Source organism: Hydrotalea lipotrueae (assembly GCF_019249625.1).
GTDB lineage: Bacteria > Bacteroidota > Bacteroidia > Chitinophagales > Chitinophagaceae > Hydrotalea > Hydrotalea flava.
On sequence record NZ_JAESDL010000001.1, the window covers coordinates 343,055 to 364,173 of the forward strand.

The window sequence follows — 21,119 nt, forward strand, 5'->3', positions numbered from 1 at the left end:
GAATTTTAGGACATTCAAACTAATATGTATACACCTACATCTACATCGTTCAATGCAGCTGATTTTGGTTCTGATTTTTTATGGGGCATTGCCATTGCAGCCGCACAAAATGAAGGTGCTCATAATTTATATGGACGCGGCCCTTCCATTTGGGATCAGTTTGCAATTCGTAGCGGAAAAATTAAGGGGAATGCCAAACCTGATGAGTGTTGCGATTTTTACCACCGTTATAAAAATGATTTGCAGTTGGTAAAACAGATGGGATTTAAAGTATTTCGTTTTTCAATTTCCTGGAGCCGAATTATACCGAATGGAACCGGTTCTGTGAATAAAGAAGGAATTCATTTTTATCATCATGTTATAGATGAATGCATTGCTTTAGGGTTAACACCCTGTATTACGCTCTATCATTGGGATTTACCATTGGCATTACAAAAGGAGGGTGGATGGACTTCTCATTCCTTACTAAAATGGTTTACAAAATATGTTACGGTTTGTATGCACGAATATGGCAACAAAGTAAAGCAGTGGATTATTCTGAATGAACCAATGGGCTTTACCTCATTGGGATATATGCTGGGTAAACATGCACCAGGAAAATCGGGTATACAACAATTTTTTGCTGCTGTACACAATGCAGTATTGGCTCAGGCTGAAGGCGGCAGAATTGTTCGTGCAATGGTGCCGGACGCAATGATTGGAACCACATTTTCGTGCAGTGAAGTTGTACCGGCTTCAGAAAAAAAAGAAGATATTGTGGCATCCAAAAAAATTGATATTTTATTTAACCGATTATTTATTGAACCTGCCTTGGGTATGGGTTATCCTTCGGATGATTTTATTTTAATGGATCGATTGCACCTATATACCAAAGCATGGAAATATACGGAAAGGATGAAATTTGATTTTGATTTTATCGGCCTTCAAAATTATTTTCCCGTTACGGTAGCCCATCAGGCTATGATTCCTTATGTGCAGGCTATTGAGGTGAAAGCTGCCAAACGTAAAGTACCGCATACTGATTTAGGCTGGGAAATTAATGCAAAAAGTTTTTATAATATTTTAAAACAGTTCGCAGATTATCCGAATGTAAATAAAATGATTATAACTGAAAATGGTGCCTGCTTTAAAGATAAACTGCACAATGGTATGATTCATGATGTGCAGCGTATTGCATATTTTAAGAGTTATTTAAGGACACTGTTACAAGCAAAAAAAGATGGAATACCTATAAAAGGATATTATGTATGGACATTAACCGATAATTTTGAATGGTCAGAAGGTTTTCAGGCTCCATTTGGGTTGGTGCATGTTGATTTTAAAACGCAACAACGTACCATCAAAAATTCAGGTTTCTGGTGGCAGCAATTTTTATTGAACACAAATCAATGATTAAAACAATGATTAAAGCAATAATGCAAAACGAGCAACGAAAATTCATTTTAATTTTTCTTTTCATTACTTTTTTTGTTACACAACAAGTAAATGCCCAAAGTATTTGGACTGCAGGTATGAAACGTCCGGATGGGAATACTATAGTATTTAATTTTCAATTAGCTACCCTGCAGCACAAAACCGTTTTGTATCTGTTAAATGGTTCGGATAAATTTTTGGTGGACAGTGTTCAATTCAGAAACGATTCTGTTTTTATACAGATGCCCGTATTTGAATCGCAGTTTAAAGCCAAAGTACTGGCACCTGATTTATGGCAGGGGGTTTGGAAAAAAGGAACCTCTGCAATACCTGTTGAATTACCTTTTACAGCAACGGTTCAACCAGATAAATTTCAACAAACAAGCCCTGCTTCCGCTAATTTATCGGGCAGATGGCAGGTAACATTCACCAGACCCAATGGAACTTTACGGCCTGCCATTGCCGAATTTAAACAAACCGGTAATATTATAACGGGCACATTCTTAACACCCAGTGGCGATTACAGATACCTGAGCGGAATTGTAACCGGCGATACATTAAAGCTCTCTACTTTTGATGGAGGCCATGCTTATCTTTTTCATGCCATTGCTGAAAACGACAGCATTTTAAAAAATGGCTTTTTTTATTCTGATGCTACGGCTACTGAAAAATTTTCTGCTGTTAAAAACAGAAACGCACAATTGCCCGATTCAATTGCTGCCACTTATATGAAACCCGGTGAAACAACATTGCATTTTACTTTTCCCGATTTAAATCATCATCCGGTTTCTTTGCAGGATGCTGCGTTTAAAAATAAAGTAGTGGTTTTGCAAATTATGGGTTCCTGGTGCCCTAACTGCATGGATGAAACACAATTTCTCAGTAAGTTTTATGATGCCTATAAAGATAAAGGCGTTGCAGTAATTGCTTTGGCTTATGAATTGAGTACTGACTTTAACCGATCAAAAGCCAGTCTTGAAAAATTTCAGCATCGGTTTAATGTACAATATCCCATTTTAATTACAGGCGCTGCGGTAAATGATAGTTTGAAAACAGAGAAAACTTTACCGGCTTTACAGTCCATTAAAGTATTTCCAACGCTTATCTTTATTGGTAAAGATGGGAAAGTTGCCAAAATAGATACCGGCTTTTATGGCCCGGGTTCAGGTGAATATTATAAAAAATTTCAGGAAGATTTTGAACATACCATACAATATTTGTTGCAGCAAAATAGTACTACAGAATAATTCTAAGTATTTGTGAAATTTTAAGCAACGGATTGTAACTTTATCTATCAACATTTCCGGGTATATAAAATAATGTAAATAATTATTTCATTCATTCACTAAAACTGTATTGCTATATGAAAACAATTCGTCAATTTTTAATTGCTATACTAATTATTGCAGCACTTACTGCATTGTATATTGGATTTAGCTTAATCAACGATTCCAGTGGCCGTTCATTAGGATTGTCATACGATGATTTACAAGGCACTCCATTTTCATCTTATAGCACACCGGGTTGGTTATTGGTTGTTTTTATTGGCTTGGGAAGCCTGATTGCAGCCTGGAGCTGCATACAGCATATTGCATTTCATCCTATTCTTGTTATGGCAGAAGGAATTATTTTTGCTATTTGGATTATAATACAAATTACCATTACCGGTAACATTAATTTCCCTATTATTTTGTTTGCATTGTTTGCACTTGCCCTTATTTTATTAGGCAATCTGTTACGCAAAAAAATGTTACAACCTACGCACCACCCACCACAAACCCACCAACACAAGCATCGCGGTAAAAAAACAGCTTCACATAAAAAGTAGTTTCACAAAAAAACCGGGTAGTGTCCCGGCTTTTATGCGCTAAAATTGCTTCAACTTTTATTTAAGATAACTTCTTACAAACCATGCCCATTTTTCGTGCATTTTCAACAAACCGGTTAAAAAATCTGCATTTCCCAAATCCTTGTATTCGTCAGAAAATAAAACAATATCGTTGCGTAAACTGCGAATCATGGTTTCGTGATCATTCAACAAATTTTCTAATTGTTTCTTTTGGTTATTGGTATATTCTTCTTCCAATAAGTTGGTTAAGGCTAAAAAATCTTTTAATCTTCCTTCAGCATAATGGCCCAACATTCTTACCCTTTCTGCAATTTCATCAATTATTTCATCAATACCATTGTACATATCCTCATAAAACTTGTGCATTTCCATAAAATTACTGCCTTCAATATTCCAATGACAATTTCGTACTTTGGTGTATAGTACATATTCATCGGCCAATATCTGGTTTAATTTTTTGGCTGCTGATTGTGCATGTTGATCGTTGATTCCAATATTTGCTTTCATAAATTTTATTTTTAATGGTTCCTTACAAATTTATTGAATAAATTGAAATATCTTGTTATAAGATTGCTATATTTTGCAACTATCATTCATTGCAATGGTTATTGTTCAATTTATAACACCGGTGTTTGAGTTTTTTCAAAAAAAAATTTCTCTATTCCAATCAATGCCTTAGCTTTGCAGCGAAATAAAAAACAAATGAATTTAAATAACGTATACATGCATCATCATACACTGCCACCTTTGTAAGCAGATGATGTTTTGTGTTTATACTTTCCATAACATTAGAAGCTTACTCCGGTAAGCTTTTTTTATTTTACAAACCTTGACAAATAGGTGAAAAACAAAAATGATATGCAAAACGAAAAATTAAAATTGGCTATTCAAAAAAGTGGAAGACTACATGATGATTCAATGAAATTATTGAAAGAATGTGGTATTGATATTACCAATGGTGTAAATAAATTAAAAACCGAAGCAAGTAATTTCCCGATTGAAGTATTTTTTCTGAGAGATGATGATATACCGCAATATGTAGAAGATGCTGTTGCAGATATTGGATTTGTTGGTGAAAATGTGGTATATGAAAAAAATAAAAAAGTAGCGGTGGTTGAAAAATTAGGATTTGGTAAATGCCGTTTGTCTATTGCCGTTAAAAAAGGTGATGTGTATGCAGGCCCCGAATATTTACAGGGTAAAAAAATTGCAACCAGTTATCCCGTTTTATTACAACAATACTTACAACAAAAAAATATCGATGCCGAAATACATGAAATTAGCGGCAGTGTTGAAATTGCGCCGGGAATTGGTTTAGCAGATGCTATTTGTGATTTGGTAAGCAGCGGTTCAACTTTATTTATGAATGGATTGGCAGAATCGGAAGTAATTTTAAATTCACAGGCAGTATTAATTCAAAATGAACAATTGCCACAGCACAAACAACAATTACTGAACAAATTATTGTTTCGTATACAGGCAGTAAAAAAAGCTAAGAATAACAAATACGTTTTATTAAATGCACCCAACCATAAATTAACTGAAATCATTGCTTTGTTGCCGGGTATGAAAAGCCCAACGGTACTGCCTTTGGCAGAACAAGGGTGGAGTAGTGTGCATAGTGTATTAAGTGAAAATCAATTTTGGGATATTATTGAACAATTAAAAAATGCCGGCGCTCAGGGCATTTTAGTAGTACCCATTGAAAAAATGATTATTTAAATAAATTTTACCATGCAAGTTTTTGAAAATCCTGCTCCTCAAGTTTGGAAAGAATTATTACAACGTCCCGTTTTTGATAATACCGGTTTACAGGCTACCGTACAAAATATTTTAAAAGAAGTAAAACTAAACGGAGATGCAGCCATACGTTCATTTACACTTTCATTAGATAAAGTTTTATTGGAAGATATAGCAGTGCAGGAAGCTGAGATTGCATCTGCAAGCTTCAAAATAAAACCTGAACTTAAAAATGCCATTCAGGTTGCGGCCAATAACATTACATTATTTCATGAAAAGCAATTACAACCAGTTGAGAAAATTGAAACAATGCCAGGTGTTGTATGCTGGCGTAAATCAGTACCTATTGATAAAGTTGGATTATATATTCCAGGAGGTTCAGCGCCATTATTTTCAACTTTATTGATGTTAGCTATTCCTGCAAAAATTGCCGGTTGTAAAGAAATTGTTTTGTGTACGCCTCCACGTAAAGATGGTACCGTTAATGAAGTAATATTATATACGGCATCCTTACTTGGAATTAAAAAAGTATTCAGTATTGGAGGAGTACAGGCTATTGGCGCCATGGCATACGGCACCAATACCATACCGCAGGTATATAAAATTTTTGGACCAGGTAATCAGTATGTAACCGCTGCTAAGCAATTGATACAACAGGAGGGTGTTGCTATTGACATGCCTGCCGGCCCCAGCGAAGTATGCGTATTGGCCGATGAAACGGCTAATGCAGCATTTATTGCAGCAGATTTATTATCGCAGGCTGAGCATGGACCAGATAGTCAGGTAATGTTGGTAACAACACATGCTTCATTGGTAACCTTGGTCTTGGAGGAAATTGAAAAGCAACTAAAGATGCTGCCTCGTAAAACATTAGCTAAAAAATCTTTGGATAATAGCAAATGTATTGTACTTCAAAAAATGGAGGAAGCCATAGCATTTGTAAATGCTTATGCAGCCGAACATTTAATTCTGCACTGCCGGCAACCGGAACTGATTGCCGAACAAATTACCAATGCAGGTTCTGTATTTTTAGGTGTATTTTCTCCTGAAAGTGTGGGTGATTATGCCAGTGGTACCAATCATACTTTACCTACCAACGGGTTTGCAAAAGCCTATAGTGGCGTAAGTGTAGACTCATTTGTAAAAAAAATTACCTATCAGCAACTAACACAGGATGGATTGGCATTAATTGGCCCATCAGTAGCATTAATGGCAGCGGCAGAAGGATTGGATGCGCACCGTAATGCTGTTCAAATCCGATTAAATACGATGGAATAATGTTTCTCGCAAACGCATAAATTCATAGATCATGTCATTCTCATTACAAAAATTAATTAGAAAAAATATTGCTGCATTAAAACCCTACTCCTCTGCAAGAGATGAATTTAGCGGGGACGCTTCGGTTTTTTTAGATGCCAATGAAAACAGTCTGGGTTCTCCATTACTGAAATGGTATAACCGTTATCCCGATCCGCATCAAAAAAAATTAAAAGCTGCCATTAGCTCTGTAAAATCAGTTCCCGCCTCACAAATATTTTTAGGGAATGGTAGTGATGAATGTATTGATGTACTATACAGAACTTTTTGTGAACCGGGAGTTGATAATGTAATTATTTGCCCGCCTACCTACGGCATGTACGAGGTATCGGCTGCCATTAATAATATTGAAATAAGAAAAGCACCTTTAACAGAGCATTTTCAGTTAGACACCATTCATTTGGAAAATTTGGTAGATATCCATACCAAAATTATTTGGCTTTGTTCTCCCAACAATCCAACCGGTAATTCATTGAATCGGGTTGATATTGAAACCATTCTCAACAATTACAACGGCATTGTTGTAATAGATGAGGCATACATTAATTTTTCGCGCCAAAAATCTTTTATTCAGGAGCTATCCAATTATCCTAATCTTGTTATTCTGCAAACTTTTAGTAAAGCCTGGGGACTGGCCGGTTTACGATTGGGAATGGCCTTTGCACATGAACCGATTGTGGAAATAATGGATAAAGTAAAACCGCCATATAATATCAATCAGGTTACACAGGATTTGGTAACAGATGCATTGCAGGAAGTAGGTATGGTAAATGATATGATTAAAGAATTAGTAGCCATGCGTGGAGCATTGGCCAAAGTGTTTCAACAAATACCGGTGGTAGAGAAAGTGTATCCATCGGATGCTAATTTTTTATTGGTTAAGGTAAAAAATGCATCATCGGTTTATAACTATTTATTAACAAAAGGCATTGTGGTGCGTGATAGAAGTAATGTGCAGCTGTGCGAAGGTTGTTTGCGCATTACCATTGGTACTGAAAAAGAAAACACTTTATTGGTAGATGCCCTTGCAGCCATTGAATAACATTGAATTATTCGCTTCAAAACTAAAATCTTTATCTATCTTTAGAAGCCCAAAAACAATTGAAGCTAATTTCAATCATTTAAAAACTATCTTCTCGCATTTTCTCACTTGTAATATAAAATATATGCGTATGAAAAAATTAATTTTATCATTAGCGGTAACTGCTCTCTCAGTATTGTTTGTTCAGGCGCACAATGCTGTTTACAGTGATTCCACCATACAAAAATCGGGTACTATTGTGCCTGATCCGGATAATGCAGGCCTGATTTTACCCAAAGGATTTGGTGCTTTAAAAGTAACTGATACTTATGGTAAGCCCAGGCATATTGCTGTAACTCCGGAAGGATATATTTATGTAAAATTGGCTCGTTTATTTAACGGCAATGGTATTTATTTACTGAAAGATAAAAATGGTGATGGAAGGGTGGATGAAGGTACCGGTTTTGGAAATTATATAGGTACTGGTATAGCATTGAAAAACAATTACTTATACGCTTCATCCGATGAAAATGTTTATCGTTATAAACTAAATAATCAGCATGAGGTATTAACATCCAATCAACCTGAAGAAATTGTTCATGGGTTATTGAACAGAAGAGAACATGAATCTAAATCCATTACATTAGATAATGATGGCAATATTTATGTAAATGTTGGTGCTTACTCCAATGCCTGCCAGGTACAAGACAGAGTAGCCGGCAGTCCGGGTATGAAGCCCTGCCCCATATTAGATTCTGCCGGAGGTATTTGGCAATTTAAAGCCGATCAACTCCATCAATCTTACGGTAACGGTGTACATTATGCTACTGGTGTGCGTAATACAGTAGGGCTAGACTGGAATACACAAACCAATTCACTGTTTGTTATGCAACATGGTCGTGATCAGTTGCATGATAACTGGCCCAATTTATATACCATACAACAAAGTGCCGAATTACCGGCTGAATGTATGTATGAATTGTATAAAGGTGCGAATGCCGGATGGCCATATATTTATTACGATCAAATACAACACAAAAAAATTTTAGCGCCCGAATATGGTGGCGATGGTAAAAAAACAGCAGGTGAAGATGCCATCAATCCTGTTATTGCGTTTCCCGGTCATTTAGCCCCGGATGGTTTATTATTTTATACCGGAAATATGTTTCCTGAAAAATACAAACATGGCGCTTTCATTGCATTTCATGGTAGTTGGAACAGGGCACCTTTACCACAGGAAGGCTATTATGTAGTATTTGTACCTTTTAAAGATGGAAAGCCTACTGGAAAATGGGAAGTATTTGCAAATGGTTTTGCAGGAAAAGCACCCATCACATCGGCTCGAAATGCACACCGTCCCTGTGGTTTAGCGCAAGGCCCTGATGGTTCTTTATATGTAACCGACGATAATAAAGGTGCCATTTACAGAATTATTTATACCGGTAAGGAATAATGCCATATACATGATAATAGATTTTTTGTAAGACATAAAATATGCTTTACTAAGGATGGGTGCTCATGATGTTTGAAAAAATTACTGAATTCCAAATTATTAATTTTTATACATGTTAAAAAAATATAGTTTTTTAATTATTGGTTTGTTTTTTATTTGGATATTTTCCGCTGCTATCCCCCCATTTCAAAATACAAGCAATAAAGCATCCATGCAGCGCGGAGAAAAAGTGTATAATAAAGTTTGTCTTCCCTGCCATATGGCCGATGGGGGAGGTGTTCCTAATATGAATCCGCCACTCATTCAAACTTCTTATGTACTGGGTGATAAAACAAAATTGATTTCAATTGTTTTGCATGGCATGACCGACAGAGTTGCTATTGATGGTGATTATTATTCGAATAATATGGCACCTCATAATGATTTAACAGATCAACAAATTGCAGATGTACTCACTTTTGTACGCAACAATTTTGGTAACAAAGCCAGTGCCATTACTCCGAGTGAAGTGAGATTAGTAAGATTTAAAAAACAGTAATTACAAATTATTCTTTTCAGATTATATCTCTTCATGCATGAAAAAAATATTATTTATTGATCGTGACGGTACGATTATTAATGAAGTTCCACCCACTTACCAGATAGACAGTTTTGAAAAATTAAGTTTTTACCCAAAGGTATTTCGTTATTTGGGTTTAATTGCAACAGAATTAGATTTTGAATTGGTGATGGTAACCAATCAGGATGGCCTGGGTACAACTGCTTTTCCGGAAAATAGTTTTTGGCCGGTGCAAGATTTTATAATGGAATGTTTATCACAGGAGGGAATTGAATTTAGTGCGGTACATATTGATAAAAGTTTTCCTGAAGAAAATGCCCCAACCAGAAAACCCGGCACTGGAATGTTAACTGAATACATCAATAATAGTAACTACGATCTGGAACATTCATATGTAATTGGTGATAGAATTACCGATGTACAGTTGGCTAAAAATTTAGGTTGCAAAGCTATTTGGCTGAATATGGATGAAACCTTAGGAAGTAATGAAATACAACAGCATGCCAGTACTGAGTTAGAACCCTGTATTGCATTGAAAACATTAGACTGGAGTGATATTTATGCATTCTTAAAATTAAAAAGCAGAACTGTTATTCATGAGCGTAAAACCAATGAAACAAAAATTTTTATAGAGTTAAATCTGGATGGGAATGGCACTTCAGAAATTCATACAGGCATTGGTTTCTTTGATCATATGTTAGATCAGGTGGCCAGACATGGCAAAATTGATTTAAAAATTAATGCACAGGGCGATTTACATATTGATGAACACCATACCATAGAAGATACAGGCATTGCACTGGGCGAAGCATTTGCCTTGGCATTACAGGATAAAAGAGGCATGGAGCGTTACGGCTTTGCATTACCCATGGATGACGCTTCGGCGAAAGTGTTGATTGATTTTGGCGGTAGAAACTGGTTGGTTTGGGATGCTGAATTTAAACGTGAAAAAATTGGTGACATGCCCACTGAAATGTTTTTTCATTTTTTTAAATCGTTTACAGATGCAGCTAAATGCAACTTAAATGTTTCCTGCAAAGGAGAAAATGAGCACCATAAAATTGAAGCCATTTTTAAAGCCTTTGCAAAAGCCATTAAAATGGCTATTAAAAGAGATCCGTTTAGTAATTATTTACCCAGCACAAAAGGGATTTTGTAATGATAATTTTTATTGAAATAGTAGCCATTAAAATGTGGTAACCTATTTACTTGTTTTTTTTATAATAACAGGTTTCCCGTTTATTTTCAACCAAAAATAACCAAACAGCATGGCAATAATGGTGGCCAGCAATACAGATATTTTAGCCACATCTTGTTCTGTAGTTGTTTTAAAAGCAAGTGTCGCAATAAAAATACTCATGGTAAAGCCAATGCCTGCCAACATTCCGGCACCTATCATATGATGCCAGTTTACCTTGGCCGGTAAAACTGCCCAGCCTCGTTTTACAATTAAATAGGAAATACCGCAAATACCTAATGGCTTTCCAATCACCAATCCGGCAATGATGCCCCAACTTAATGAACTATCCAATGCGTCAGTAAAGTGGCTGGGTAATATTATGGCAGTATTGGCCAGTGCAAAGATGGGTATGATGATAAAATAAACCGGAAGATGCAATTTAACTTCAAAATTTACAATGTCTTTAATGGGTATAAAAAATGCAAATAGTACACCTGCTACCGTTGCATGTATACCTGAGTTAAACATAAAATACCAGAGTAAAATTCCTGATATAATATGCATCCAGCCAAATTTTTTATTGGAACGTTGTAACCACCAGAGCAAAACAATGGTTATTGTGCAGCCTAATAAATAGCCTAAATGTAATTTTCCACCATAAAAAAGTGCAATAACAACGATAGCACCCAAATCATCAATAATAGCCAATGCCGTTAAAAATATTTTAAGATTTACCGGTACTTTATTGCCTAATAAAGAAGCAATACCTAATGAAAAAGCAATATCTGTTGCAGTTGGAATAGCCCATCCGCTCATAAATGCCGTATCGCGGTTAAACTGAATGAATAAAATGGCCGGCACCAGCATGCCGCCCACAGCACCTAAAGAAGGAAGTAAAGCTTTTCTTAATGTATTCAATTCGCCCTGTACAACTTCTCTTTTTATTTCCATGCCTGCCAGGAAGAAAAAAAATGCCATTAAGAAATCATTGATTATCAAAACAGGCGAATTGGGTAAATGAATACCGAATATATTGAAACTGTGTGCTTCTGTTCCATTAAAATGAATATGCCAGATATGTGTAAAGTGCACTCCTAAATTTGGAATATTGCTGAGTAATAATGAAAGTGCAGTACATGCCAATAATATAATACCAATTGACCTGCTATCATGCATAAATGCTAATAGCGGATAAAACCATTTTTGTGTTTCTTTTTTGTGGGTAACACTCATATACAAATTATTTAAGCAGTTAATTGAAATGAAGCTGATCTTATATGCATCATTTCAATTAGGTAATGTTAGAATTCAATGAAGCAGAAAAATGGTTATTGTTTTTGATGCATGGCATACAAAATACCTCCCAACAAATGCCCCAGAAATAGTGGATCACTATAAGATGCATCGGTATGGCCTAAAGCAGTGTAGAATGCTCGGCCGCCATCAAATGAATGATACCAACTCATAGGATGGTAATCGCCATTTTCACCACCTTTATAACTTTTTTCATTAATGGTTATCAATACATGTACACTGTCCCAATGTGTATCTTTAAAATTATACCATTCATCCCAACGGTTCCATGTTGACGGTAGATGTTTGGTAGCAATGAATTTTTTATCTACTATATTTAGTTCAGCGTTTTGCTGTGCGGGATGGCTTTTGAAATAGGCGCCCACTAATCGGTTGTACCAAGGCCAGCCATATTCCGTATCGGTAGCTGCATGTACACCCACAAAACCACCTCCGTATTCAATATATTGTTGAAATGCCTGTTTTTGTTCAGCATTTAAAACAGTACCTGTTGTACTTAAAAAAATAACAGCCTTATATTGTTTCAGATTTTGTTCTGTAAACGCAGCACCATCGGTAGTAGTATCTACTATAAAATGATTCTCTTTTCCCAACTTTTCAATGGCTTTAATACCTGCAGCAATGGATTCATGGTGATATCCCATTGTTTTGCTGAATACCAAAACTTTCGCTTCTTTTTTTGAAAAAGAACTTATGAATACAAATGCGAATAAATAAATGATATTTTTAAAAAACGTTTTCATATTGCAATGAATAGATTATGATGAAATTGAGTTGCCAGATATGATAATTTTGTTTGGAAATTTTTAAATTAAATCTGCCCAAGTTTATAGAAATGTGTAAAGTTTAAAATACTGATTGCTTTCATTCGGGTTTTACTGAATCAAATACTACTACTTTTTCCCACAAATGGCTGCAGGTTTCAATAAAATGTAAATGAATAGGATGGGTTTGATAAATTTCTTCATCAGTTATATTTTCAAAAATGGCCAACCATGAAAAATGATAGCCTCTTTCTATTACACTTCTATTGGTTGCAGCAGGCACTCCTATATGAAAACTTTTAATTTCAGGAACTTTGCTGAGTGCCTGTAAACCTTTGTATAATTCCTGATGTGCCTGAGTATTCTGCGGTTCTTTTAACCAAAAATATACATGGTGAATAAAATAATTAGATGGTATCATTGTTGTTACTTTAATGTTTATTGGGTTTAAAAATATTGTAATCTAATTGTATTGAATGGTGTACCGGTTTATTTTTTAAAAGCTTCAAATTTAATTCAACAGTATAATTAATCATTTTTCAACAATTTAAATTATGGCATTTATTGAACAACTTAAAACTTTAAGACAATCCTTTTTGTATAGTTCCAATATTTTTAACAAATATCAATTGAAATTTTCTATTTGAATTCTCCAAAAACAGCTCGTAGTGTATCTGCAATTTCCCCTAAAGTACAATAATGTTCAACGGCCTCAATTACTACCGGCATTAAATTAGTGTTTTGTATGGCTGCGGTTTTAATATTATTCAAACAACGTTCTACGTCAGCAGCATTGCGCTTTGCTCTTAACTGTTCTAGTTTTTTTATCTGAACTAAGCGAATACTATCATCAATTTTAAACCCAGGTATGGTGGTATCATCTGCTACTGTAAATTGATTAACGCCTACGATAACTTTTTCACCCGATTCAATTTGTTGTTGATAATGGTATGCACTTTTTGCTATTTCATTTTGAATAAATCCTTCTTCAATGGCAGCAACACTTCCGCCCATAGCATCAATTTGTTGTATCAGTTCCCAAGCTTTATGCTCCACTTCATTGGTAAGCGATTCAATAAAATAACTACCTGCAAGCGGGTCAACCGTGTCAGCAATACCACTCTCAAACGCTACAATTTGCTGGGTTCTTAAAGCAGTTCTGGCTGCTTCTTCTGTAGGTAAACTTAACGCCTCATCATACCCGTTGGTATGTAAACTTTGTGTGCCACCTAAAACGGCTGCAACTGTTTGTAAAGTAACACGACTAATATTATTGACAGGCTGTTGTGCAGTGAGTGTACTACCGCCTGTTTGTGTATGAAAACGAAGCATCATTGCTTTTTCATCGGTTGCGCCCAGCGATTGCATGATTTGCGCCCACATCCGTCTGGCCGCTCTGAATTTGGCTACTTCTTCAAATAAATGATTGTGTGCATTAAAGAAAAAGGAGAGCCGTTTTCCAAATACATTAATATCCAATCCTTTTTCTAAAGCAGCCTGCACATAGGCCTTACCGTTACTGAGTGTAAAAGCAATTTCCTGAACGGCAGTGCTGCCGGCTTCGCGAATATGGTATCCTGAAATTGATATGGTATTCCATTTAGGTAATTCTTTTGAGCACCATTCAAAAATATCGGTAATAATGCGCATGGAGGGTTTAGGGGGGTATATGTAAGTGCCTCTGGCAGCATATTCTTTCAATATATCGTTTTGTATGGTTCCTGAAATTTTTGTCAAATCGGCCCCTTGTTTTTTAGCAAGCGCTACATACAAAGCCAATAAAATAAAACCGGTTGCATTAATGGTCATGGAAGTAGATACTTTTTCAAGTGCAATGCCAGCAAATAATTGTTCCATATCTTCAATACTATTAATGGCAACACCCACTTTCCCGACCTCGCCTTCAGCTAATGGATGATCACTATCATACCCAATTTGTGTGGGAAGATCAAATGCCACACTTAAACCACTAACACCCTGTGCCAATAGATAATGGTATCTTTTATTGCTTTCTTCTGCCGTTGAAAATCCGGAATATTGGCGCATTGTCCATAATTTGCCCCGGTACATATCCGGTTGAATTCCTCTGGTAAATGGGAATTTCCCCGGCATTTCAGTTACTATTTTATCTTTTAGTGGAAGTATATCTTTTGCGCTATACACCGGTTGTATGGTAATGCCTGCATCTGTTTTTTTTTCTTCTAAACTCATAGCATTCATTTTATTACAAAACCTGTTTGGCTTCGTGGCTAATAATTTCACTGGCTACTTCATATAAATTGCCTTTTTTATCTGTCATTAAATATTCTAACAATAATTTGTTTAGGTCTACTCCCGAAGCATTGGGTGGTAAATTATTCGCCAATTGATTGATGATATAAATATTTTGATCTTTCAAATTTTTAACAGCTTTCCAGGCATCGGCACTTACATAAATTTGTTGCGTAATATTATGTTCAAATTCCTGTTTGATGGTTTGGGTTAATAATACTTGTGCTTCTCTTGCAGAAATACCCGGCGTATTTAATCGGGCAATTAAGTTGGGAAGTGCAATCCTTTCAACAAGTAAAACAAGTCTTTCATAGGCCTGCAGTTGCATTAGTTTTGTGTTGGCATCATTTGCGAGATTTTGGCCGGATGCAGATTCCTTCGTTTTATTTTTATCCGGCCAGTTATTCCACAACACATTCAAAATTAAAAGGGCTATTAATATACTAAAAATCACTGTGTTATTCATTCTGTCATATTTTAAACAAAAATAGATGAAAGTAAATGGAATACCACCATTCACTTATATACTAAATTTCGTTAAACGTAAATGCTTTGATTCATTAAATTGTGAAACGAATGTAAATTTGTATTGTATTTATAGAAATTGATTTTTAGTATGTCAACAGTAACAACATCTGTACCGGTAAGTTTTACAACAAGTGCTTTGCAGGAAATTAAGCGTTTGATGCAGGAAGAAGGTTTTGATAACAGCAAACTTTTGCGGGTGGGCGTAAAAGGAGGGGGGTGCAGCGGCATGACTTATGTTTTAGGATTTGATAAACAAGAACCTGCAGATCATATTTATGAAGTGGAGGGCTTACCATTTTTAATGAATAAAAGCCACGAATTGTATTTGTATGGTATGCAAATTGACTGGCAGGATGGATTGAACAACAGAGGTTTTACTTTTTCGAATCCCAATGCTTCAGCTACTTGTGGTTGTGGAAGTTCATTTGCTGTGTAGCATTATAGCTATTGCATTTAAAAGCCCCGTTATTGCAACGAGGCTTTTTTATTAACAGTTATTTGCTTTTCATTTCCTTTATGGCAGCTGTTAATTTGGGCACTACTTCAAATGCGTCACCTACAATGCCATAATTAGCTGCTTTAAAAAAGGGTGCTTCAGGATCTTTATTAATTACCACAATGGTTTTACTTCTGTTTACACCGGCTAAATGCTGAATGGCTCCGGAAATACCAATAGCAATATACAAATTTGGTGCAATTTGAACGCCAGTTTGTCCCACATGTTCATGATGTGGCCTCCAGTGTGCATCTGCTACTGGTCGACTGCAAGCCGTAGCAGCATGTAATACATGTGCTAAATCTTCAATCATTCCCCAGTTTTCGGGACCTTTTAAACCACGCCCGCCACTTACAACAATATCAGCTTCGCTTAATGGAACCTCCCCACTTATTTTGTTGGTGGCCAATACTTTTACTGAAGCAGGTGGTACAGGAATATCCAATAATTCAATAGAAGCAATGCCAGAGAAGGTTTGTATACCAAAACTATTTGGATTTAATGATATCACTTTAATTGGAGAAATAATATTTACCAGTGCAAATGCCTTTCCGCTAAATACTGTTTTTTTAACTACAAAACCATTGGTGGTATCGGGCAATGCACAGGCGCCTGCAACCAAGCCTGCTTTTAACTGAACGGCCACTCTGGGTGCAACCGCTTTACCGGTTTGTGTATGGCTGAATACTACTACTGAAGCTTCTAATTGTTTAACAACTGCAGCAATTACTTGCGCAAATACCAGCGCATCTACATGATTGAAACTGTCATTTTGGACCTGATATACTTTGCTGATACCATAATTACCCAATTGCGTTAGATCGTCTGCCACATTTCCCAACACCAATGCCAATGCATTGGTATTGAATTGTTTTGCGATAGCTGCCCCATAGGCTGCGGCCTCAAAAGATGCTTTTTTTAAATGACCATCTGACTGATCGATAAATATTAAAACTGACATATTTTTTTTATTTTTCGAATGAAATATATTTGGCATCCAAGTGCATTTTCAATGCCTTGGATGTATTTGAATACTTAAACTACTTTTGCTTCTTCATGCAATAGTTTAACCAACGTAGCCACATCATCTGCTGCCACCAATTTAACACCGGCTTTTGCAGGTGGTAATTCATATTGAACAATATGGGTTAATGCCTCTGTGGCAACAGGTGCAACCACTTTTAACGGCTTGGTTCTGGCAGCCATAATGCCACGCATATTAGGGATGCGTTGTTCGGCCATTCCTTTTTGACAACTAATGACAGCAGGAAGTGTTACTTCATCAACTTCTTCACCACCTTCTATTTCTCTCGTAACTTTTGCCTGACTTCCATTCAACTCAAATTGTGTAGCAAGTGCTATGTAGGGCATCTGCAACATTTCAGCTACCATGCCACCTAATGCAGAGCCATTGTAATCAATGGTTTCCTTTCCTGTAAAAATTAAATCATAACTCCCTTCTTTTGCAACAGCAGCAATTTGTGTAGCAATTACATAACTATCATCACTTTCTGTATCTACTCTAATAGCTTCATCTCCACCCAAGGCCAGTGCTTTACGAATAATGGCATCACAATCAGCGCCACCAACCGTAATTAAATGTAAAATAACAGAAGGATCTTTTTCTTTTAATTCAATCGCTTTTATCAATGCATACCATTCATCATAAGGATTGATGATCCATTGAACACCTGCATCTTCAAATTGCGTATTGTTGTTTTTAAAAGCAATTTTTGCAGTAGTATCAGGTGTTTTACTAATACAAACCAAAATTTTCATATGTGCGTTTTTTAGATGAAACAATATTTTTCAACCATTTGTTACATTTGTGCACTAATTCAATAAATTAGTTGTTTATGCAACTATTAGCAAATATAATAAGCTTTTTATACAAAGCATGTGCCGTTCAAAAAAACTTCCATTAATTTTAAAATTTGTACCTGTTATTTTTTCTAACCCAATAAATTGCTGCACAAAATTTTTAAAAATGAATAGAATTGAGCAGTTAAAGAACTTTTTGAAAGAAAATCCAAAGGATAATTTTTTAAGACATTCACTTGCATTGGAATACATAAAAATGGGAGATGATCTGAAAGCAAGAATACTGTTTGAAGAAATCTTAGCCGATTCGCCCGATTATGTAGGCAGTTACTATCATCTGGCAAAACTGCTGGAAAGGCTGGAACAAACGCCATTAGCTATTGAATGGTATGAAAAAGGAATGCTGGCTGCAAAAAATGCCAATGATCAGCATACTTATAACGAATTGCAATCTGCTTATGAAGATTTGATTTATTAAGGTATTTTAAAAGTGCTGACTATATAATTTTTTATAACTTTAATGCTAAAACGATTGTCATGTTAGCAACTGAATCTGCTGTATTTCATCCGGAGAAATATAAAACACCCGTCGGAAATCATTTAAACTGCAAAGGTTGGGTTCAGGAAGCTGCTTTGCGTATGTTATTGAATAATTTAAATCCTGAAGTAGCAGAAAAGCCGGAAGAATTAATTGTATATGGCGGGAGAGGAAAGGCTGCCAGAAATATCCCATCACTCGATTTGATTATTAAAGCGCTGAAAGATTTAAATAACAATGAAACCCTTTTGATACAAAGCGGTAAACCGGTTGCAATTTTAACCACACATGAAGATGCGCCCAGGGTTTTAATTTCAAATTCGCAGTTAGTGCCCAAATGGGCTACCTGGGAACATTTTGATTTGCTGGAGAAGAAGGGATTGATGATGTATGGTCAAATGACTGCCGGTAGTTGGATCTATATCGGTTCACAAGGAATTGTACAGGGTACATTTGAAACATTTGCTGCTGTAGCTAAAAAACATTTCCATGGTTCACTTTCAGGTACTTTAACTATTACAGCCGGTTTAGGCGGTATGGGTGGTGCACAACCTCTGGCTGTTACTATGAATGATGGTGTTTGTCTGGTAGCCGAAGTGGAAGAATGGCGTATTGATAAAAGATTACAAACCCGTTATCTGGATATAAAATGCCTGGCAATTGATGAAGCAATAGATAAAGCTTTAGACGCAAAAAAGAATAAACAAGCTTTAAGTATTGGGGTGCTTTGCAATGCAGTTCATTTGCTGGAACGATTGATTGAAAGAAATATTCCGGTTGATATTTTAACCGACCAAACCTCGGCCCATGATCCTTTAATCGGATATATTCCACATACCCTAACTAATGAGCAGGCCAATGTATTGCGTCATGATAACCACGAGGCTTATACTGCTTTAAGTTATGAAAGCATGAAATTGCATGTTACCTACATGCTAACCCTGCAAAAAAATGGTGCCATTACTTTCGATTATGGCAACAATATCAGAGCTAGGGCAAAGGAAGCAGGTTTGCAAAATGCATTCGACTTTCCGGGGTTTGTCCCTGCCTATATTCGTCCATTGTTCTGTGAAGGGAAAGGCCCTTTTCGTTGGGCAGCACTCAGCGGTGATCCTGCCGATATTGCTGCAACCGACCAATGTATACTTGAATTGTTTCCTGAAAATGCAGGCTTAAAAAAATGGATTATGATGGCACAACAACGCATTGCCTTTCAGGGGTTGCCCGCCAGAATTTGTTGGCTCGGACAAGGCGAAAGAGAAAAGGCCGGGTTAGCATTTAATGAAATGGTTAGAAAGGGTATTGTGAAAGCACCAATTGTTATTGGACGTGACCATTTGGATACCGGTTCTGTTGCTTCGCCTAACAGAGAAACGGAAGCCATGTTAGATGGAAGTGACGCTGTGGCCGATTGGCCTGTTTTAAACGCATTAATTAATACTGCTGCCGGAGCCAGTTGGGTAAGTCTGCATCATGGCGGCGGGGTAGGAATGGGCTATAGCATTCATGCGGGAATGGTGATTGTGGCGGATGGTACAGATGCCGCAGCAAAAAGATTACAACGGGTGTTAAGAAATGATCCCGGAATGGGCGTAATTCGGCATGCAGATGCAGGTTACGATACTGCGCTGGAAATGCTTCGACAAAATGGTTTGAGCATTACAGACCGCCTGCATTAAAAAAACTGCCTGTTCTAAAATGTTCATTTCAACAGGCAGTTTAAAAATAATGATTTTTGAATTATTGAACCGCAATGGTTTTTGTTATAGGTGTCTTTTCAGCTTTTATGGGCAATACTACCTTTAAAATACCATCCTGATAAGTTGCCTGAATAGTATCAGTTTGAATGTCATCGGTTAAACTGAATACTTTTTTAAAGGCGTGGGCAGTAAAATCCTGTTGTACAATTTTCTTTTTTTCATTTTCAACAGGTGTAGGTTGGTATTCAATTGTCAATAGCCCTTTATCTGCTTTCAATTGAAAATCTTGTTTATTTCTACCTGGTACCATTAATTCAATTTCAAATGCATTGGAGGATTCATAAATATTAACAGGAACAGAAAAATTTCTACTCATTCCATTTAAAGTATTCAAAAATGGATCGTGGTTTATATAACTGTGTTGTGTTGTGCGATTGTGCATAATTTTTAATTTTTTTTCTTACAAAGCTTTTCAAATCTTATTCCAATAGAAAAATATAAATAATTTATGCCATAATGGCATTATTTTTTTATTTCGTATGTCTTTGTGGCATTTTCGATTCAGGTAAAAAGCAATAATTGACTGATTCAATGATGCGGTTTTTGATTAATTTTGCTTTCTAAAACAGAAAATATGTATCCCGAAGAGATTGTAATACCCATGAAGGCTGAATTAACCGAAAGTGGATTTGAGGAAATGCTCACAGCGGTCGATGTAGATGCCACCCTTCAAAAAGAAGGAACAACACTTGTAGTTGTAAACTCTGTTTGCGGTTGTGCAGCAGGTAGCTGCAGACCCGGGGTTTTAATGGCAGTGCATAATGCAACCAAAAAACCCACTCGTTTGGTAACCAGTTTTGCAGGTTTTGATATGGAGGCAGTAAACAAGATCAGAGAACATTTATTGCCTTATCCGCCATCATCACCTGCTATTGCGCTTTTTAAAGATGGCAAATTAGTGAGTATGATTGAGCGCCATCAAATTGAAGGAAGACCGGCACAAGTGATTGCTCAATATTTAATTCATGAATTTGAACAATATTGCAACTAATTCTTTGTACTTTGTTATAGATGTGTTAGTAATGTACAAAGTCCCGTTTCTACGGGACTTTTCTTTATGCAACCATACAGAATAATTTAAAGTTTTGGCATTTT

General features: G+C 36.2%; 22 protein-coding genes. 13 read left to right on the forward strand and 9 right to left on the reverse strand.

Annotated elements, in window-relative coordinates:
- Positions 1–24 precede the first annotated feature (24 nt).
- The 3 genes from JK139_RS01565 (at position 25) to JK139_RS01575 (ending at position 3,241) form a co-directional block, all read left to right on the forward strand.
- On the forward strand, positions 25–1,392 hold the full coding sequence (locus JK139_RS01565) for a GH1 family beta-glucosidase (RefSeq protein WP_074420858.1): 1,368 nt from the start codon (positions 25–27) through the stop codon (positions 1,390–1,392).
- Positions 1,393–1,415: 23 nt separating this feature from the next.
- Complete coding sequence (locus tag JK139_RS01570) at positions 1,416–2,660, forward strand: peroxiredoxin family protein (protein ID WP_074420864.1); 1,245 nt, start codon at positions 1,416–1,418, stop codon at positions 2,658–2,660.
- Between the two features lie 116 nt (positions 2,661–2,776).
- Entirely contained in the window at positions 2,777–3,241 is a 465-nt protein-coding gene (locus JK139_RS01575; protein ID WP_074420857.1) for a hypothetical protein, read from the forward strand.
- A gap of 57 nt (positions 3,242–3,298) precedes the next feature.
- Here JK139_RS01575 and JK139_RS01580 read toward each other — a convergent pair whose 3' ends face one another.
- Positions 3,299–3,769, reverse strand: a complete 471-nt coding sequence (locus tag JK139_RS01580; RefSeq protein WP_074420856.1) for a Dps family protein — start codon at positions 3,767–3,769, stop codon at positions 3,299–3,301.
- A gap of 351 nt (positions 3,770–4,120) precedes the next feature.
- Between JK139_RS01580 and hisG the strand changes: the two genes are divergently transcribed.
- From hisG to hisB, 6 genes are all read left to right on the forward strand, one after another.
- Positions 4,121–4,984, forward strand: a complete 864-nt coding sequence (gene hisG, locus JK139_RS01585; protein WP_074420348.1) for an ATP phosphoribosyltransferase — start codon at positions 4,121–4,123, stop codon at positions 4,982–4,984.
- 12 nt (positions 4,985–4,996) lie between these two features.
- Positions 4,997–6,280, forward strand: coding sequence for a histidinol dehydrogenase (hisD, locus tag JK139_RS01590; RefSeq protein WP_074420344.1), 1,284 nt, complete (start codon positions 4,997–4,999; stop codon positions 6,278–6,280).
- Positions 6,281–6,311: 31 nt separating this feature from the next.
- Positions 6,312–7,361, forward strand: a complete 1,050-nt coding sequence (hisC, locus tag JK139_RS01595) for a histidinol-phosphate transaminase (RefSeq protein ID WP_074420343.1) — start codon at positions 6,312–6,314, stop codon at positions 7,359–7,361.
- Positions 7,362–7,491: 130 nt separating this feature from the next.
- Positions 7,492–8,793, forward strand: coding sequence for a PQQ-dependent sugar dehydrogenase (locus tag JK139_RS01600; protein WP_074420347.1), 1,302 nt, complete (start codon positions 7,492–7,494; stop codon positions 8,791–8,793).
- A 112-nt stretch (positions 8,794–8,905) separates the two neighbouring features.
- Positions 8,906–9,331: a c-type cytochrome gene (locus JK139_RS01605; RefSeq protein WP_074418127.1), complete on the forward strand. Its 426-nt coding sequence runs from the start codon at positions 8,906–8,908 to the stop codon at positions 9,329–9,331.
- Between the two features lie 37 nt (positions 9,332–9,368).
- Entirely contained in the window at positions 9,369–10,511 is a 1,143-nt protein-coding gene (hisB, locus tag JK139_RS01610; protein WP_074420342.1) for a bifunctional histidinol-phosphatase/imidazoleglycerol-phosphate dehydratase HisB, read from the forward strand.
- Positions 10,512–10,553: 42 nt separating this feature from the next.
- On the opposite strand, the gene nhaA is transcribed toward hisB, so the two are convergent.
- From nhaA to JK139_RS01635, 5 genes are all read right to left on the reverse strand, one after another.
- Complete coding sequence (gene nhaA, locus JK139_RS01615; RefSeq protein ID WP_074420341.1) at positions 10,554–11,765, reverse strand: Na+/H+ antiporter NhaA; 1,212 nt, start codon at positions 11,763–11,765, stop codon at positions 10,554–10,556.
- Positions 11,766–11,860: 95 nt separating this feature from the next.
- Entirely contained in the window at positions 11,861–12,589 is a 729-nt protein-coding gene (locus JK139_RS01620; RefSeq protein WP_074420340.1) for a ThuA domain-containing protein, read from the reverse strand.
- A gap of 121 nt (positions 12,590–12,710) precedes the next feature.
- Entirely contained in the window at positions 12,711–13,031 is a 321-nt protein-coding gene (locus JK139_RS01625) for a Dabb family protein (RefSeq protein WP_074418123.1), read from the reverse strand.
- 218 nt (positions 13,032–13,249) lie between these two features.
- Positions 13,250–14,821 carry an acyl-CoA mutase large subunit family protein gene (locus tag JK139_RS01630; protein WP_074420346.1) on the reverse strand — a complete coding sequence of 524 codons (1,572 nt, stop codon included), beginning with the start codon at positions 14,819–14,821 and terminating at the stop codon, positions 13,250–13,252.
- 13 nt (positions 14,822–14,834) lie between these two features.
- Positions 14,835–15,347, reverse strand: a complete 513-nt coding sequence (locus tag JK139_RS01635) for a DUF7935 family protein (RefSeq protein WP_074420339.1) — start codon at positions 15,345–15,347, stop codon at positions 14,835–14,837.
- Between the two features lie 150 nt (positions 15,348–15,497).
- Between JK139_RS01635 and JK139_RS01640 the strand changes: the two genes are divergently transcribed.
- On the forward strand, positions 15,498–15,845 hold the full coding sequence (locus JK139_RS01640) for a HesB/IscA family protein (RefSeq protein ID WP_074418121.1): 348 nt from the start codon (positions 15,498–15,500) through the stop codon (positions 15,843–15,845).
- Between the two features lie 58 nt (positions 15,846–15,903).
- On the opposite strand, the gene JK139_RS01645 is transcribed toward JK139_RS01640, so the two are convergent.
- Both JK139_RS01645 and JK139_RS01650 read right to left on the reverse strand, forming a co-directional pair.
- Positions 15,904–16,866 (reverse strand): electron transfer flavoprotein subunit alpha/FixB family protein, encoded by a 963-nt coding sequence (locus JK139_RS01645; protein WP_074420345.1) that lies wholly within the window; start codon positions 16,864–16,866, stop codon positions 15,904–15,906.
- 74 nt (positions 16,867–16,940) lie between these two features.
- Positions 16,941–17,684: an electron transfer flavoprotein subunit beta/FixA family protein gene (locus JK139_RS01650; protein WP_074418119.1), complete on the reverse strand. Its 744-nt coding sequence runs from the start codon at positions 17,682–17,684 to the stop codon at positions 16,941–16,943.
- A gap of 208 nt (positions 17,685–17,892) precedes the next feature.
- Here JK139_RS01650 and JK139_RS01655 point away from each other — a divergent pair, with 208 nt between their 5' ends.
- Together JK139_RS01655 and hutU are read left to right on the forward strand one after the other, a co-directional pair.
- Positions 17,893–18,204: a tetratricopeptide repeat protein gene (locus JK139_RS01655; protein ID WP_074418129.1), complete on the forward strand. Its 312-nt coding sequence runs from the start codon at positions 17,893–17,895 to the stop codon at positions 18,202–18,204.
- A 59-nt stretch (positions 18,205–18,263) separates the two neighbouring features.
- Positions 18,264–19,943, forward strand: coding sequence for a urocanate hydratase (gene hutU / locus JK139_RS01660; protein WP_074418118.1), 1,680 nt, complete (start codon positions 18,264–18,266; stop codon positions 19,941–19,943).
- A 61-nt stretch (positions 19,944–20,004) separates the two neighbouring features.
- Here the strand turns inward: hutU and JK139_RS01665 are convergent, their stop codons facing one another.
- Complete coding sequence (locus JK139_RS01665; RefSeq protein ID WP_074419507.1) at positions 20,005–20,406, reverse strand: Hsp20/alpha crystallin family protein; 402 nt, start codon at positions 20,404–20,406, stop codon at positions 20,005–20,007.
- Between the two features lie 192 nt (positions 20,407–20,598).
- Here JK139_RS01665 and JK139_RS01670 point away from each other — a divergent pair, with 192 nt between their 5' ends.
- A complete protein-coding gene (locus tag JK139_RS01670) occupies positions 20,599–21,015 on the forward strand; it encodes a BrxA/BrxB family bacilliredoxin (protein ID WP_074419506.1) in 417 nt (138 codons plus the stop codon).
- Positions 21,016–21,119 lie beyond the last annotated feature (104 nt).

Bases quoted from the DNA above. Each gene is read 5' to 3' on its own strand.
- JK139_RS01565 (WP_074420858.1), top strand. From the start codon at position 25: ATGTATACACCTACATCTACATCGTTCAATGCAGCTGATTTTGGTTCT.
- JK139_RS01570 (WP_074420864.1), top strand. From the start codon at position 1,416: ATGCAAAACGAGCAACGAAAATTCATTTTAATTTTTCTTTTCATTACT.
- JK139_RS01575 (WP_074420857.1), top strand. From the start codon at position 2,777: ATGAAAACAATTCGTCAATTTTTAATTGCTATACTAATTATTGCAGCA.
- JK139_RS01580 (WP_074420856.1), bottom strand. From the start codon at position 3,769: ATGAAAGCAAATATTGGAATCAACGATCAACATGCACAATCAGCAGCC.
- hisG (WP_074420348.1), top strand. From the start codon at position 4,121: ATGCAAAACGAAAAATTAAAATTGGCTATTCAAAAAAGTGGAAGACTA.
- hisD (WP_074420344.1), top strand. From the start codon at position 4,997: ATGCAAGTTTTTGAAAATCCTGCTCCTCAAGTTTGGAAAGAATTATTA.
- hisC (WP_074420343.1), top strand. From the start codon at position 6,312: ATGTCATTCTCATTACAAAAATTAATTAGAAAAAATATTGCTGCATTA.
- JK139_RS01600 (WP_074420347.1), top strand. From the start codon at position 7,492: ATGAAAAAATTAATTTTATCATTAGCGGTAACTGCTCTCTCAGTATTG.
- JK139_RS01605 (WP_074418127.1), top strand. From the start codon at position 8,906: ATGTTAAAAAAATATAGTTTTTTAATTATTGGTTTGTTTTTTATTTGG.
- hisB (WP_074420342.1), top strand. From the start codon at position 9,369: ATGAAAAAAATATTATTTATTGATCGTGACGGTACGATTATTAATGAA.
- nhaA (WP_074420341.1), bottom strand. From the start codon at position 11,765: ATGAGTGTTACCCACAAAAAAGAAACACAAAAATGGTTTTATCCGCTA.
- JK139_RS01620 (WP_074420340.1), bottom strand. From the start codon at position 12,589: ATGAAAACGTTTTTTAAAAATATCATTTATTTATTCGCATTTGTATTC.
- JK139_RS01625 (WP_074418123.1), bottom strand. From the start codon at position 13,031: ATGATACCATCTAATTATTTTATTCACCATGTATATTTTTGGTTAAAA.
- JK139_RS01630 (WP_074420346.1), bottom strand. From the start codon at position 14,821: ATGAGTTTAGAAGAAAAAAAAACAGATGCAGGCATTACCATACAACCG.
- JK139_RS01635 (WP_074420339.1), bottom strand. From the start codon at position 15,347: ATGAATAACACAGTGATTTTTAGTATATTAATAGCCCTTTTAATTTTG.
- JK139_RS01640 (WP_074418121.1), top strand. From the start codon at position 15,498: ATGTCAACAGTAACAACATCTGTACCGGTAAGTTTTACAACAAGTGCT.
- JK139_RS01645 (WP_074420345.1), bottom strand. From the start codon at position 16,866: ATGTCAGTTTTAATATTTATCGATCAGTCAGATGGTCATTTAAAAAAA.
- JK139_RS01650 (WP_074418119.1), bottom strand. From the start codon at position 17,684: ATGAAAATTTTGGTTTGTATTAGTAAAACACCTGATACTACTGCAAAA.
- JK139_RS01655 (WP_074418129.1), top strand. From the start codon at position 17,893: ATGAATAGAATTGAGCAGTTAAAGAACTTTTTGAAAGAAAATCCAAAG.
- hutU (WP_074418118.1), top strand. From the start codon at position 18,264: ATGTTAGCAACTGAATCTGCTGTATTTCATCCGGAGAAATATAAAACA.
- JK139_RS01665 (WP_074419507.1), bottom strand. From the start codon at position 20,406: ATGCACAATCGCACAACACAACACAGTTATATAAACCACGATCCATTT.
- JK139_RS01670 (WP_074419506.1), top strand. From the start codon at position 20,599: ATGTATCCCGAAGAGATTGTAATACCCATGAAGGCTGAATTAACCGAA.